The following is a 13413-nucleotide window of genomic DNA, read 5'->3' as shown; positions in this document are numbered from 1 at the left end:
TGACCTAATGTGGCAACGACTTCCATTCAGGACCCAGTTATTCCTCCCGCTCGGCGTGAGCTTTGTCGCCGCGCTGGGCATGGGGGGCGTGCTGCTCCAGAGCTTCTCGGCCAGCCAGCTGGCCGACGAGTACGAACCTGCTCGGCGCTCGGTCCAGACCGTCGCTGTCGCGCTCAACAGCACTCTGAGCGCGTCAGACAATCCGCGCAAGCTGCTCGATGCATTCGTCAGCTCTTTGGCCACCTCCAATGATATCCAATTCCGGCCTGTCGAGGCGGGTCCCCCGCCTTCCGTGAGGGACGGCCTGCACGGCGTGCATGGCGTGCCGCAATGGTTCGTGAACCTGATTGCCATCCCCGACATCGACGCGGCATCCCCTGTGCTCATCGACGGCAGGCACGTCGGCGATATCGTGTTCCTGCCCGACCTGTCAGCCGATTTGTTCGAGAAATGGGTCGGCTTTCTGGCCCTGACCAGCCTCATCGCTATGCTGATGGTGTTGACCGGAACGATCGCCTTTCTCTTCGCCAGATCCGCGCTGCAGCCGCTGCAAGATCTCGGCGCAGGTCTTACGCGCATACGACGCGGCGATTATGCGACGCCGATCCCGGTCGCGGGGCCGCCGGAAATCCGGCAGAGCTGCAAGGAAGCCAATGCCCTTGCCGCAACGCTCGCGCAATTGAGCCAGCACAATCGGGACCTGTTGCATCGCCTGGTGTCGCTCCAGGATGATGAGCGGCACGATCTCGCCCGCGAGCTGCATGACGAGCTTGGCCCGTTGCTGTTCAGCATCCGTGCCGGCACGATCGCACTGAGCGAAGCCTCGCCGCAGACGGGACATCTCGGCAACTCCGTGCAGGAGGTGATGCGGTCCATCGAGGCGCTCCAGCAGACCAATCGCCGCATCCTCGACCGGTTGCGGCCACTCTACATCGAGGAACTGGGGCTCGAGGCCAGCGTGCAGACGCTACTGCGCAATTTTCGCGCGCAGGCACCGCATATCGGCCTCACCGCAACGATCGATCCCGATCTCAACGGGATCAGAGGGCCGTTGGCCCAGACCGTCTATCGTGTGATCCAGGAAGCGTTGACCAATGTGCTGCGCCACGCCGGAGCGAGGAATGCCCATGTGGAGGCGGCGACGTCAGGCGATGCGCTCACCATCGAAGTCTCCGACGACGGCGGCGGCTTTCCCGCCGACAATGTCTTCGGACGCGGCCTGACCGGCATGCACGAGCGCGTGCGCGCGCTCAGCGGCTCGCTGTCATTGCTGCGTGCGGACCAACGCACCTATGTGCGCTGCCGCCTTCCACGCGGGGAGGTCAGAGCCGAGCCGAGGTAGATTAGCACGCACGGCAATTGTGCGAACCCTGCTGCGCCGGTTCGCACAGCGTGCTGTGGATCTTGCCTTCCGCACTGAAGCAAAACGAGGCGCGGATCCGCAGCGCACCCGCAATGGAATATTCGAGATCGATGCCGCTCTGTGCCGGCTGGATTTCCTCCAGGCCGAAACCCGCCGAGGAAAAGGCGCTGAGCTTCGGTCCCCAATAGGTTTCGAGTTCGCGCCGGCCACGATAAATCTGCGTGCCGTTGCACGTGCATTCCAGCTTGGCATCGTCGGCATAGAGGTCGAGCAACGTCGCGAGGTCGCCCTTGCGGCAGGCATCCACCCAATCAATGACAAGTCCCATCTGATCGAAATCGCTCAACGTCAGCAATCCTGTTTGCCGCGGAAAAAAACTTGGAGGCGGATTAGGACCACCCTCGTGAATATGCGCTGAATAATAAAGTCCGGACGATACCGGGTTCCCACCGGGAAGCTACGGGCTCGCGCTGCCCTGGCGCCGTCCTCTCACCCAGACGGCGAAGGCGACAAGCACGGCGCCGGCGAGCGTGAACCAGGTGATGGCGTATTGGAGATGATCGTCCTTTAGATGCACATCGAGCGGCCCCGGACGCGGGGTGCCGTTCGCGGGCACCGGCTGCTCCAGATCGATATAGAACGGCGCGGTCGTGCCCCAGCCCAGGGCACCTGCGATCGCCAGATGATCGCGCACGAACCACAACCGCTTGTCGCGATTCTCGGCCGGCGTCAGCCATCCCGGCGCCTCCGGGAAACGCAGATAGCCCGTGAGCGCAACGGGAGTGCCGGTAACGAGCTTCTGCACCGCGCGATCCTCGACGCCGCGGTCCTGCATCGTGTTCTCGACGAAGCCCGCATCGATCACCACGATCTCGCCGCCCGGCAGCCGCGCCGGCAGGAAGGCCCAGGTGCCGGGCGTGGATGCATCCTTGCGCACCGCGGAGCCGGAGGAATAGACCATGGCATCCGGCAGGGGCGCATAGGTCGCGGTGAAGCTGACGCGGCGGAATTCGTCGCGCGCGGGCGTCAGCGCGGGCCATTGCTCTGAAGGCGGCAGCGCAATGGGTGCTGCCGCGAGGCGCTCGGTGAGCGCTGCGATCAGCTCGTGCTTGGCGGAGCGGCGCTGTAATTGCCAGATCCCGAGCGCGACGAAAGCCGCGGTCAATAAAAGCGTGAACAGCATGAAGCCGGCGACGCCGGCCTTGCGCGACGTCCCGTTCATTTCGCGCGGTCGATCAACCGGCCGGGCGCTGCCTTGTGATGGAATTGCAGCGCGATCAGAAGCGACTTCATCGAGCGTAGCGGCAGGAGCGTGGTGGCGAGGATCAGCGGCAGCCACAGCACCGCATGCAACCAGAATGGCGGCTGATACTTGACCTCGACGACGAGCGCGCAGCCGACCACGATCGCGCCGGCCAGCATGATGATGAAGATCGCCGGACCATCGCCCGCATCGATGAAGGCGTAGTCGAGGCCGCAACGGCTGCAGGAAGGCGCCAGCGTCAGGAAGCCCGCATAGAGCTTGCCCTCACCGCAGCGCGGGCATTTGCAGGCGAGCCCGCGCAGCGCGCTTTGCAGGACGGTGGGCTGGGCCTCCGGGGTGTCGGCAGTGTCGTTCATCACACGCAAGCCTATCACAATTTCGGCCAAAATTCCGGCCGTTGGAAAGTGAAAGGGCGGCCCTGCGGCCGCCCTTTGCAGATTGATCCGTCCCGGCTCAGTGCGCGCCGTGGGCCATGGTCTCGGCGCCGTGTCCCCAGACATAGATGCAGAGGAACAGGAACAGCCAGACCACGTCGACGAAGTGCCAGTACCAGGCGGCGAACTCGAAGCCGAGGTGCTGCTTCGGCGTGAAGTGGCCGGCATAGGCGCGCGCCAGGCACACGATCAGGAAGACGGTGCCGACCAGCACGTGAAAACCGTGGAAGCCGGTCGCCATGAAGAAGGTCGCGCCATAGACGTTGCCGGCGAAGGAGAACGCCGCGTGGCTGTATTCGTAGGCCTGCACGCAGGTGAAGGTCGCGCCCAGCAGGATGGTGAGGATCAGGCCATATTTCAGGCCCTGGCGATCGTTCTCGAGCAGGGCGTGGTGCGCCCAGGTCACCGTGGTGCCCGAGGTGAGCAGGATCAGCGTGTTGAGCAGCGGCAGATGCCAGGGATCGAAGGTCTCGATGCCATGGGGCGGCCAGGTGCCCGGCACCGCGCAGGCGCCGGCCGCCGTGCCGAGACCGCAACCGAACACCGCGTCCCGGGTGGCGTGGACGGCGTCGGCCGGAAACAGCGCGGCGTTGAAATAGGCCCAGAACCAGGCGACGAAGAACATCACCTCGGAGGCGATGAACAGGATCATGCCGTAGCGATGATGCAGCTGCACGACGCGGGTGTGGTCGCCCTTGTACTGGGCTTCCTTGATCACGTCGCCCCACCAGCTCGCCATGGTGTAGAGCACGCCGACGGTGCCGATACCGAACACGATGGGCGCGGCGGAGAACATGTGGTGCATCCAGGAGATCGCACCGACCGCCATGATGAAGGCCGAGACCGAGCCGACCGCCGGCCACGGAGACGGATCGACCAGATGGTAGTCGTGATGCTTGCCTTGCGCAGTAGCCATTGCGGTCTGTCTCCTCAATCCCGTGCCTGTCAGGCACTTATCCCCTGGTCCAACCTCCGAAGCGTCAACCCGGCGGCTGGAGATTTCCCTTGCGCTTGTTGTCGTCACCGGATGCGAGCGGCTTCACCACCGGATCCTTCACCGGATAGAACGTGTAGGACAGCGTGATGGTGCTGAGCCCGTCATTGTCGTGGTCGCCGGCGATCGAGGGATCGACGTAGAACACCACGGGCATCTCGCGCTTCTCGCCGGGCGCCATGGTCTGCTCGGTGAAGCAGAAGCAGTTGATCTTCTGGAAATAGGACCCGACCGTCAGCGGCGCGACATTGTAGGCGGCCTGCCCTGAGGTGGTGCGCGCGGCCTGGTTGGTCACGGTGTAATAGATGGTCGTGACCTGGCCGATATTGACCTCGACCTCGGTCTGCTCGGGCTCGAACTTCCAGGGCAGGCCGGGGGCCACGTTGGAATCGAACCGCACCGCGATCTTGCGTGCGATCGGGCCGGTGGCGGGCGCGGAGGTCGCGACCTGCGTCGTGCCGTTGAAGCCGGTGGCGCGGCAGAACCAGTTGTAGAACGGCACCGCCGCGTAGGACGCTCCGACCATCAATGCGACCACGCCGCCGCAGATCGAGGCGACCAGCACATCGCGGCCGAGGCGCCGGCCCTTGCCGGCCGTTCGGCCCTGATGCTGCGATATGGTCGGCTTCTGATCCATCTGCCCCTACAGCGGCCGAACCAGAACCGCCGGTCCCTTGACCATGGTGACGGCGAAGAAAAGGACGACGAGCACACCGAGCGCCAAAGCAATGGCAATGGAGCGCTGACGACGGCTCTTCTTCTGCGCCTCGGTGAGGACGATTCCATCTGGCTCGGGTTTGTCAGCCATCGCCGTGATCATGCGCCCCCTACCATCCGAGCAAGCACAGGGAAGACGACCTCGGCCAGCAAGGTCGCGAACAGTGCGAACAGGTACAGGATCGAGAAGGCGAACAATTTTCGCGTCGCGCGCAGCGACTGGCTGCGCTCGCGGCGGAAGTAGACGTTGATGGCGAGCACCAGCATGCCGGCGCCGAGGATCAGCGAGACGATGCCGTAGACGGCGTCGAAATAGCCGAGCGCCCAGGGCGCGGCCGCGACCGCGATCAGCACGATGGTGTAGAGCAGGATCTGGAGGCGGGTCGCGTCCGGGCCGGCGACGTTGGGCAGCATCGGAATGCCGGCGCGGGCATAATCGTCGGAACGGAACAGCGCCAGCGCCCAGAAGTGCGGCGGCGTCCAGAAGAAGATGATGGCGAACAGCAGCAGCGGCTCGACGTCGAGCGTGCCCGTGACGGACGCCCAGGCCACCACCGGCGGCAGCGCGCCGGCGGCGCCGCCGATCACGATGTTCTGCGCGGTCCAGCGCTTCAGGCCCATCGTATAGATGACGACGTAGAAGAAGATGGTGAAGGCGAGCAGCGCGCCCGCGATCCAGTTGACGAGGATGCCCAGCGTCATCACCGAGAAGAAGGCGAGCGTCATCCCGAACGTCATCGCCTCGGGCCGGGTGATGCGGCCACGCGGGATCGGGCGGTTCGCGGTGCGCGACATCTTGGCGTCGATATCGCCCTCGAGCGCCATGTTGAGCGCGCCGGAGGCGCCGGCGCCGACGGCGATGCAGAGCAGCGAGGTGATGGCGAGCACCCAGTGGAAATGTCCCGGCGCCATCGCCATCCCGACCAGCGCGGTGAAGATCACGAGCGACATCACCCGCGGCTTGAGCAGCGCGAGGTAGTCACCAACCTCCGCCTCGGAGATGCGGGGATTGATGTCGATGGCGTTCTGATCGAGGACGGACACTTAAACCTGCTCGTTTCGTTGCAGAGCCGCGGCGCCCGTCGCGGGCGCCGCGGGAGTCGTGTTGCTTACTGCACGCGGGGCAGCACTTCGAACTGGTGGAAGGGCGGCGGCGAGGGCAGCGTCCATTCCAGCGTGGTGGCGCCGGCGCCCCAGGGATTGTCGCCCGCCGGGACCTTCTTCATGAAGGCGTCGAGCACGCAGTAGAGGAAGATCAGCACGCCGAAGCCGGAGATGTAGGAACCGATCGAGGAGATCAGATTCCAGCCGGCGAACGCATCCGGATAGTCGACATAGCGGCGCGGCATGCCCGACAGGCCGAGGAAGTGCTGCGGGAAGAACACCAGATTGACGCCGATGAAGGTGACCCAGAAATGCGCTTTCGCCAGCGTCTCGTTGTACATGTAGCCCGTCATCTTCGGGAACCAGTAGTACCAGCCGGCGAAGATCGCGAACACCGCACCGAGCGACAGCACGTAGTGGAAGTGCGCGACGACGTAATAGGTCTCCTGCAGCACGCGGTCGACGCCGGCGTTCGCCAGCACGACGCCGGTGACGCCACCGACCGTGAACAGGAAGATGAAGCCCACGGCCCAGATCATCGGGGCGCGGAATTCGATCGAGCCGCCCCACATCGTGGCGATCCAGGAGAAGATCTTCACGCCCGTGGGCACCGCGATCACCATGGTGGCGGCGACGAAGTAGGCCTGCGTCGCCGAGGACATGCCGACCGTGTACATGTGGTGCGCCCACACCACGAAGCCGATGCCGCCGATCGCGACCATGGCGTAGGCCATGCCGAGATAGCCGAACACGGGCTTGCGCGAGAAGGTCGAGACGATCTGGCTGATCATGCCGAAGCCGGGCAGGATCAGGATGTACACCTCGGGGTGACCGAAGAACCAGAACAGGTGCTGGAACAGCACGGGATCGCCACCGCCATCAGGCGAAAAGAACGTCGTGCCGAAATTGCGGTCGGTGAGCAGCATGGTGATCGCGCCGGCGAGGACCGGCAGCGACAGCAGCAGCAGGAACACCGTCACCAGGATCGACCACACGAACAGCGGCATCTTGTGCAGGGTCATGCCCGGCGCGCGCATGTTGAAGATCGTGGTGATGAAGTTGATGGCGCCGAGGATCGAGGAGGCACCGGCCAGGTGCAACGACAGGATCGCGAAGTCGACGGCCGGACCCGGATGGCCCGTGGTCGACAGCGGCGCGTAGATGGTCCAGCCGGCGCCGACGCCGTTGGCACCGGGCTCGCCCTCGACGAAGCTCGACAGCAGCAGCAGCGCGAAGGAGGCCGGCAGCAGCCAGAACGAGATGTTGTTCATGCGCGGGAACGCCATGTCGGGCGCGCCGATCATCAGCGGCACGAACCAGTTGCCGAAGCCGCCGATCATCGCAGGCATGACCATGAAGAAGATCATGATCAGGCCGTGCGAGGTCACGAATACGTTATAGGTGTGCGTTTCGTGGAATATCTGCACGCCCGGAAACATCAACTCGGCACGGATCGCGATCGACATCGCGGCACCGATGATGCCCGCGATGACCGCGAAGATCAGGTACATCGTGCCGATGTCCTTGTGGTTGGTCGAATAGACGTAGCGACGCCATCCGGTCGGATGGGCGTGCTCGTCATGGTGCGCGTGATCGCCGTGTGTCGCTGCGCTCGTTGCCATTTTCAAATCCTGCCTTGCGTCCCATTCGGACCTGTGGAGGTCCCGCCCTTTATGTCGCGTTCAGTCCGGTTGAGCCGTCGCCCGGCGCTTACTGCGTCGGACCGGCTGCGGAGGCGAAGGTGCTGGTGCCGCCGCTCGCAAATTTCTTCTTCGCCGCATCGACCCAGGAGGCGAACTCCTGGTCGTTCACCACGCGAATGGCGATCGGCATGAAGGCGTGGTCCTTGCCGCAAAGCTCCGAGCACTGGCCATAGAACATGCCGGTCTTGGTGGCCTTGAACCAGGTCTCGTTCAGCCGGCCCGGGATGGCGTCGATCTTGACGCCGAACGCCGGCAGCGCGAACGCGTGGATGACGTCGGCACCGGTGACCTGAACACGAATCACCTTGTTGACCGGCACCACCATCTCGTTGTCGACGCCGAGCAGGCGGGGCTGCTTGTCCTGGGCCAGCAGCGAGTCGAACTCGAACTTGCCGTTATCAGGATAGGCGTAGGACCAGTACCACTGCTTGCCGGTCGCCTTGACGGTCAGATCCGCCTTCGGCACGTCGAGCTCGAGGAACAAGAGGCGGAACGACGGCACCGCGATGCCGACCAGGATCAGCACCGGCACCAGGGTCCACACCACCTCGATCAGCGTGTTGTGGGTGGTCCGCGACGGCACCGGATTGGCTTTCGCGTTGAACTTCATCACCACGATCACCAGCAGCGCCAGCACGAACAGCGTGATCAGGATGATCAGCACGGACAAGAAGTTGTGGAACCAAACGATGTTGTCCATCACCGGGGAGCCAGAACCCTGCAGGTGCCATTCCCACGGCTCGGGCTGCCCAAGCTCGGCAAATGCCGCACCGCCCGTCGCCAGCGTCAGACCCGCCACGGCCAATCCCAGCAAGTGCCGGCCCACCCGGCCCATCGACATCTTCATGCCGTTCGCGCTCCCCTAACGAAATCACCCCGAGTGCATTCCCCTATTTTTGGGGAACGCTTATTCGATCCGCCCGTCTGACAAACCGCCGCAAGAATACCTCTAGGAGGAATTGGGGCCAGATCGCTAGAACGCCGAAATCAAGCCTCTCAAACCATAATTCTTGATCTATCGCAATGCAGTCTTGAGCCCCCTCTGTCAGCGATCACCCGCAAGATATTTCCTAGTAACATCAGACAAAAATACCGTTTCCCGGGAGGCCGCGGCTTGACAGCCGAATTGCCCGCTGTAGGCACGGGCGCAGGGCCGTGCAGGAACCTGATTCGTGGCGGCAAGGGCGGCCAAGGCGGCGCGGAATTTGCTTGTGAATTGCCTTCAAGACGCCGTCATTCCCGTATCAGTCCACCAGCGCGAGCGACCCGAGCGAGCAGAGGGACCGACCCCGATGGGGCTTTCGAGATGCATGGCAAGATCGGCTCCAAGATCGGTTGTATGGCCGGCTGACCGTCTCACGACGCTGATCGGCGTCGTGGCTGTCGCCCTTTTCCTGTCCCTTCCCGGACTTTTCCTATCAAGCGCGGCCCATGCGCAGGGCGCGGTGCGCTCCGTTCATGGCGACTGGCAGATCCGTTGCGATACCCCGCCGGGCGCCCAGGCCGAGCAATGCGCGCTGATCCAGAGCGTGGTGGCCGAAGACCGCTCCAATGCCGGCCTCACCGTGATCGTGCTCAAGACCGCCGACCAGAAGAGCCGCCTGATGCGCGTGGTGGCCCCCTTAGGCGTGCTGCTGCCCTCCGGCCTCGGACTGAAGCTCGACAACCAGGACGTCGGCCGCGCCGGCTTCGTGCGCTGCCTGCCCAATGGCTGCGTCGCCGAGGTCGTCATGGACGACAAGCTGCTCGGACAGCTCCGCAGCGCCAAGACCGCGACCTTCATCATCTTCGAGACGCCGGAAGAAGGCATCGGCTTCCCGCTCAGCCTGAACGGGCTCGGCGAGGGGTACGACAAGCTGCCGTAGGGCTCAGCCGCGGCAAACCTATTGTTTCCGTAATGTGAGGCGTCGCGCCCTCGCGGAACTGGTCCGAAACCATTATCTTGCCTCACATCCCCCGATAATGGACGGACGCATGACCAACCCTGCCACAACCTCCCTGCTCGACCGCGCCAATCTCGACCGCGACCAGGTTCGCAACGAGGTCGCGCGCGGGCTCTACGGTGCCGACGACGGCGAATTGTTCCTGGAATACAGCCAGACCGAAGCGCTGATGTTCGACAATGGGCGGCTCAAGCAGGCAACCTATGACACCTCGCAGGGCTTTGGCCTCCGCGCCGTCAAGGACGATGCGGTCGGCTATGCGCATTCCTCCGATGTGTCGCTGCCGGCGCTGATTCGCGCCGCCGATGCGGTCGCGGCCGTGCGCGGCGGCTATTCCGGCAGCTTTGCCGCGCCGCCTCCGCACACCAATGTGCGCCTCTATGGCGATGAAAACCCGCTCGATGCCCCCGGCTTCGAGACCAAGGTCAAGCTGCTGGCCGAGATCGACGCTTACCTGCGCGACAAGGATCCGCGGGTGCGGCAGGTCAGCGTCAGCCTGGGCGCGACCTGGCAGGTGGTCGAGATCCTGCGGCCCGACGGCGAGAGCTATCGCGACATCCGCCCGCTGGTGCGCGTCAACATCTCGGTCGTCGCCGGGCAAGGCGACCGCCAGGAGAGCGGCAGCAAGGGCTATGGCGGCCGCGCCGGCTACGCCGAATTCATTGAGACCAAATCCTGGCGCGATGCCGCCGACGGCGCACTGCGCGAGGCCCTGGTCAATCTGGAATCGATTCCCGCCCCCGCCGGCGAGATGGACGTCGTGCTCGGCGCCGGCTGGCCCGGCGTGATGCTGCACGAGGCGGTCGGCCACGGCCTCGAAGGCGACTTCAATCGCAAGAAGACGTCTGCTTTTGCGGGCCTGATGGGCCAGCAGGTCGCGGCCAAGGGCGTCACCGTGGTCGACGACGGCACCATCGCCTCGCGGCGTGGCTCGCTGTCGATCGATGACGAGGGCACGCCGACCAACCGCACCGTGCTGATCGAGGACGGCATCCTGGTCGGCTACATGCAGGACCGCCAGAACGCGCGGCTGATGAACATGAAGCCGACCGGCAACGGCCGCCGCCAGGGCTATGCCCATGTGCCGATGCCGCGCATGACCAACACCTACATGCTCGCGGGCGACCGCGACCCGGCCGAGATTCTCGCATCGGTGAAGAACGGCGTGTTTGCCGCGAATTTCGGCGGCGGCCAGGTCGACATCACCTCGGGCAAATACGTGTTCCAGTGCACCGAGGCCTACAAGATCGAGAACGGCAAGCTGGGCGCGCCGCTGAAGGGCGCCATGCTGATCGGCAACGGGCCGACCGACCTGCATCGCATCCGCATGATCGGCAACGATCTCGCGCTCGATACCGGCATCGGCACCTGCGGCAAGAACGGCCAGGGCGTGCCTGTCGGCGTCGGCCAGCCGTCGCTTCTGATGGAACGAATTACGGTGGGTGGAACGGGCGCATGAGCGTTGAGAAGGTAACGGCCGCTCCGAAGCGGAAGAGCTCCGGCTGGGCCGGCCAGTTGATGCAGCTTGCCGGCATCGTCGCCGCGGTGTTCATCGCCAAGGGCGCGCTGGCCGAACCGTTCTACGTGCCGTCGGGCTCGATGGAGCCGACGCTGCTGATCGGCGATGCGCTGCTCGCCTCGAAATTCCCCTATGGCTACGGCACCTCATCGCTGCCGATCCAGATCAACTTGCCCGAGACCGGCCGTGTCTTCGCGGAAATGCCGAAGCAAGGCGACGTCGTCGTGTTCCGCTGGCCCGGCGACCGCTCGCAGGCCTGGGTCAAGCGCGTCGTCGGCCTGCCCGGCGACCGCATCCAGATGCGGCAGGGGCAGCTCTTCATCAACGACCGTCCCGCCGAATTGAAGCCTGACGGCGTTGGCGCCGCCGAGGACGACAATGGCGGCAGCGAGCCGGCCTACCGTTACGTCGAGACGCTGCCGAATGGCGTCTCGCATCTGATCTTCAAGATGCGCGACAACGGCCCGCTCGACAACACACCCGAGGTGAAAGTACCGGCCGGGCATTTGTTCGTGCTCGGCGATAACAGGGACAACTCGGCCGACAGCCGCGTGCCGCTGCGCTCCGGCGGCGTCGGCCTCTTGCCGGTCGACAATCTGGTCGGCCGTGCCGATGCCGTGCTCGGCTCCTGGGATCTCGGCATGCGCGGCCAGCCGGTCTGGACCTGGCTCTCCGGCTTCCGCCTCGCGCGGTTCTTCACCGCCGTGCGCTGAGGGGATCGCGACATGGGCAAGGACGAGTTTCTCGCCCTCGCCCTGAAAAATCCGGTCAACATCGCAATCATCGACGAGCTGCATCGACTTGCGCTGCCGGATGCGTGGCTGGTCTCGGGATGCCTGGTGCAGACGGTGTGGAACGTGCTCACGGGCCGCGCCATCGATCATGGCATCGCCGATTACGACGTCTTCTATTTCGACCCTGATACCTCCTGGGACGCGGAGGACGCCGTCATCCGCAAGCTGCAAACGCGCCTCGATCATCTCGGCGTCAAGATCGAGACCCGCAACCAGGCCCGCGTGCATCTGTGGTACCCGGCCAAGCACGGCCTGCCCTATCCACCATTGTCCCGCTCGACTGACGGCATCGACCGTTTCCTGACGCAGAACACGCAAGTGGGCGTGAGGCGCGCCGGTGATGGTTTCGAAGTCTACGCGCCGCATGGCTTCGATGACGTCGCAGGCCTGATTGCGCGCCCCAATCCGGGTCCGAATTTCTCCGCGGCGAATTACGCGGTGAAAGCCGCGCGATGGAAGGCGCTGTGGCCGGAGCTGACGGTGATTGCCGCGGAGTGAGATCTCGTAGGGTGGGCAAAGGCGCGCGTCTTCGCGCGACGTGCCCACGTCCTGTCGGAGTCATGGAGAGGTGGTGGGCACGGCGCAAGTGCGCCTTTGCCCACCCTACGGCCAACCCACCTACGACACCTCGCCTATCTCACCACGCCCGACGTGAACCCGGCCTTCCGCCGCGGCGGCTTGATATCTTTCTTCAGGAAGCAGCGCGCTTCGCGGCCGGTGTAGCCGGGGCGGGCATAGGTGAAGGCGCGACACTTGTTGTCGGCGTTACAGGCGGCCTTGCAGGCGTCTTCGCCCTCGCCTTCCTTGAGCTCGAAATTGCGCAGATCGCCGCCGGGGCGATCGATCGAGGTCTCGACGCCCTCGACGCGCGGCTCGATCACACCGGCCCCGCGCACTCCGGAGATGCAGCAATTGGCGGGCTGTCGCGGCGGCACGGTATTCTTGAGCCAGCAGACCGCCGCGGCGCCGTCGATATCAGGATAGGCGAAGCTCCAGGCGCGGCAGCGGCGATCGCGCTCGCAGAGCAGCGCGCAATCCTCGGGATCACCCGATGTAACAGGCGTATTGAAATAATCGCCGCCAGGCCGGTCGAATGCCGTCTGGGCGCGCGCGGGCACACTCGCAAGGACGAGCGAGAGCAGCGCGGCACAGGCCACGCCGCAAGCCAAAGCCCTTGCCATCAAGACCTTTGCCATGACGGTCCCAGGCAGGCGGCCCTTCCCCATCGGAACAGCTTTCGAGTTATTGACGACGCTCAGGTTTTTCGGCCGGTCATTTGATCGCCGCAAACCTGTACGGGCGATGAACGGTCTAGAATCTGGTCATTGGCCTAGCTGCCCGGAAACTAGAACGCGTACTCCGCGTAGGCCGGTTCCACCGAGCCCTTCCAGGGGCCGCAGAACTTCTCGAGCATGTCCTCAGCGGGCGTCCGGCCGGAATCGATGATGCGATCCAGCGGCTCCAGATGCCGGGTTTCGTCGCGGCCGATGGCATCGATGCGGCCTCGGCGACGCAGGCCCGCATGGGCCAGAACGAGGCATTCCTTGGCGATCTCGAACAGATAGCGGTCCTTGATCC

The 13413-nt window shown here is 64.7% G+C and carries 15 protein-coding genes and 1 pseudogene; 5 read left to right on the top strand and 11 right to left on the bottom strand.

Annotated features, from left to right (window positions below):
* Positions 1-7: 7 nt before the first annotated feature.
* On the top strand, positions 8-1342 hold the full coding sequence (locus HYH07_RS35265) for a histidine kinase (protein WP_220006774.1): 1335 nt from the start codon (positions 8-10) through the stop codon (positions 1340-1342).
* Between the two features lies 1 nt (position 1343).
* Here the strand turns inward: HYH07_RS35265 and HYH07_RS35260 are convergent, their stop codons facing one another.
* The 9 genes from HYH07_RS35260 to coxB all read right to left on the bottom strand — a co-directional run bounded on the left by HYH07_RS35260 (position 1344) and on the right by coxB (position 8426).
* Positions 1344-1709 carry a nuclear transport factor 2 family protein gene (locus tag HYH07_RS35260; RefSeq protein WP_220006773.1) on the bottom strand — a complete coding sequence of 122 codons (366 nt, stop codon included), beginning with the start codon at positions 1707-1709 and terminating at the stop codon, positions 1344-1346.
* A 111-nt stretch (positions 1710-1820) separates the two neighbouring features.
* Positions 1821-2585, bottom strand: a complete 765-nt coding sequence (locus tag HYH07_RS35255) for an SURF1 family protein (protein WP_220006772.1) — start codon at positions 2583-2585, stop codon at positions 1821-1823.
* The gene (locus tag HYH07_RS35250) at positions 2582-2983 is read right to left on the bottom strand and encodes a DUF983 domain-containing protein (RefSeq protein ID WP_057746057.1); all 402 of its coding nucleotides are present in this window, start codon (positions 2981-2983) and stop codon (positions 2582-2584) included. The genes HYH07_RS35255 and HYH07_RS35250 overlap by 4 nt, the downstream gene beginning before the upstream one ends.
* A 97-nt stretch (positions 2984-3080) precedes the next feature.
* Positions 3081-3977 (bottom strand): cytochrome c oxidase subunit 3, encoded by an 897-nt coding sequence (locus HYH07_RS35245; protein WP_057746054.1) that lies wholly within the window; start codon positions 3975-3977, stop codon positions 3081-3083.
* Between the two features lie 64 nt (positions 3978-4041).
* Positions 4042-4692: a cytochrome c oxidase assembly protein gene (locus tag HYH07_RS35240; protein WP_220006771.1), complete on the bottom strand. Its 651-nt coding sequence runs from the start codon at positions 4690-4692 to the stop codon at positions 4042-4044.
* Between the two features lie 6 nt (positions 4693-4698).
* A complete protein-coding gene (locus HYH07_RS35235) occupies positions 4699-4875 on the bottom strand; it encodes a hypothetical protein (RefSeq protein WP_057746048.1) in 177 nt (58 codons plus the stop codon).
* Positions 4872-5816, bottom strand: coding sequence for a heme o synthase (locus HYH07_RS35230; protein ID WP_220006770.1), 945 nt, complete (start codon positions 5814-5816; stop codon positions 4872-4874). Before HYH07_RS35230 ends, HYH07_RS35235 begins: the two co-directional genes overlap by 4 nt.
* Positions 5817-5881: 65 nt before the next feature.
* Positions 5882-7498, bottom strand: coding sequence for a cytochrome c oxidase subunit I (ctaD, locus tag HYH07_RS35225; RefSeq protein ID WP_220006769.1), 1617 nt, complete (start codon positions 7496-7498; stop codon positions 5882-5884).
* Positions 7499-7586: 88 nt separating this feature from the next.
* A complete protein-coding gene (gene coxB / locus HYH07_RS35220; protein WP_220006768.1) occupies positions 7587-8426 on the bottom strand; it encodes a cytochrome c oxidase subunit II in 840 nt (279 codons plus the stop codon).
* Between the two features lie 445 nt (positions 8427-8871).
* Here coxB and HYH07_RS35215 point away from each other — a divergent pair, with 445 nt between their 5' ends.
* From HYH07_RS35215 to HYH07_RS35200, 4 genes are all read left to right on the top strand, one after another.
* Complete coding sequence (locus HYH07_RS35215) at positions 8872-9444, top strand: invasion associated locus B family protein (RefSeq protein ID WP_220006767.1); 573 nt, start codon at positions 8872-8874, stop codon at positions 9442-9444.
* Positions 9445-9553: 109 nt separating this feature from the next.
* Entirely contained in the window at positions 9554-10981 is a 1428-nt protein-coding gene (gene tldD, locus HYH07_RS35210) for a metalloprotease TldD (RefSeq protein WP_220006766.1), read from the top strand.
* Complete coding sequence (lepB, locus tag HYH07_RS35205; protein ID WP_057746034.1) at positions 10978-11754, top strand: signal peptidase I; 777 nt, start codon at positions 10978-10980, stop codon at positions 11752-11754. Before tldD ends, lepB begins: the two co-directional genes overlap by 4 nt.
* A gap of 12 nt (positions 11755-11766) precedes the next feature.
* The gene (locus HYH07_RS35200; protein WP_220006765.1) at positions 11767-12333 is read left to right on the top strand and encodes a nucleotidyltransferase family protein; all 567 of its coding nucleotides are present in this window, start codon (positions 11767-11769) and stop codon (positions 12331-12333) included.
* A 134-nt stretch (positions 12334-12467) separates the two neighbouring features.
* Here the strand turns inward: HYH07_RS35200 and HYH07_RS35195 are convergent, their stop codons facing one another.
* Both HYH07_RS35195 and HYH07_RS35190 read right to left on the bottom strand, forming a co-directional pair.
* The gene (locus HYH07_RS35195) at positions 12468-13061 is read right to left on the bottom strand and encodes a PAN domain-containing protein (protein ID WP_220006764.1); all 594 of its coding nucleotides are present in this window, start codon (positions 13059-13061) and stop codon (positions 12468-12470) included.
* Between the two features lie 119 nt (positions 13062-13180).
* Positions 13181-13413: pseudogene (locus tag HYH07_RS35190) on the bottom strand (glutamate--cysteine ligase); the annotation flags it as partial.

Origin of the sequence: Bradyrhizobium sp. BR 10261, assembly GCF_019455395.1 — a bacterium.
In the GTDB taxonomy this organism is placed as follows: Bacteria; Pseudomonadota; Alphaproteobacteria; order Rhizobiales; family Xanthobacteraceae; genus Bradyrhizobium; species Bradyrhizobium manausense.
Note: the sequence above shows the minus strand (reverse complement) of the source record. Positions and strands in the feature narration are given on the sequence as shown.

Coding starts and splice junctions, on each gene's coding strand:
- HYH07_RS35265 (WP_220006774.1), top strand. CDS start 8: ATGTGGCAACGACTTCCATTCAGGACCCAGTTATTCCTCCCGCTCGGC.
- HYH07_RS35255 (WP_220006772.1), bottom strand. CDS start 2,585: ATGAACGGGACGTCGCGCAAGGCCGGCGTCGCCGGCTTCATGCTGTTC.
- HYH07_RS35250 (WP_057746057.1), bottom strand. CDS start 2,983: ATGAACGACACTGCCGACACCCCGGAGGCCCAGCCCACCGTCCTGCAA.
- HYH07_RS35245 (WP_057746054.1), bottom strand. CDS start 3,977: ATGGCTACTGCGCAAGGCAAGCATCACGACTACCATCTGGTCGATCCG.
- HYH07_RS35240 (WP_220006771.1), bottom strand. CDS start 4,692: ATGGATCAGAAGCCGACCATATCGCAGCATCAGGGCCGAACGGCCGGC.
- HYH07_RS35235 (WP_057746048.1), bottom strand. CDS start 4,875: ATGATCACGGCGATGGCTGACAAACCCGAGCCAGATGGAATCGTCCTC.
- ctaD (WP_220006769.1), bottom strand. CDS start 7,498: ATGGCAACGAGCGCAGCGACACACGGCGATCACGCGCACCATGACGAG.
- coxB (WP_220006768.1), bottom strand. CDS start 8,426: ATGAAGATGTCGATGGGCCGGGTGGGCCGGCACTTGCTGGGATTGGCC.
- HYH07_RS35215 (WP_220006767.1), top strand. CDS start 8,872: ATGGGGCTTTCGAGATGCATGGCAAGATCGGCTCCAAGATCGGTTGTA.
- tldD (WP_220006766.1), top strand. CDS start 9,554: ATGACCAACCCTGCCACAACCTCCCTGCTCGACCGCGCCAATCTCGAC.
- lepB (WP_057746034.1), top strand. CDS start 10,978: ATGAGCGTTGAGAAGGTAACGGCCGCTCCGAAGCGGAAGAGCTCCGGC.
- HYH07_RS35200 (WP_220006765.1), top strand. CDS start 11,767: ATGGGCAAGGACGAGTTTCTCGCCCTCGCCCTGAAAAATCCGGTCAAC.
- HYH07_RS35195 (WP_220006764.1), bottom strand. CDS start 13,061: ATGGGGAAGGGCCGCCTGCCTGGGACCGTCATGGCAAAGGTCTTGATG.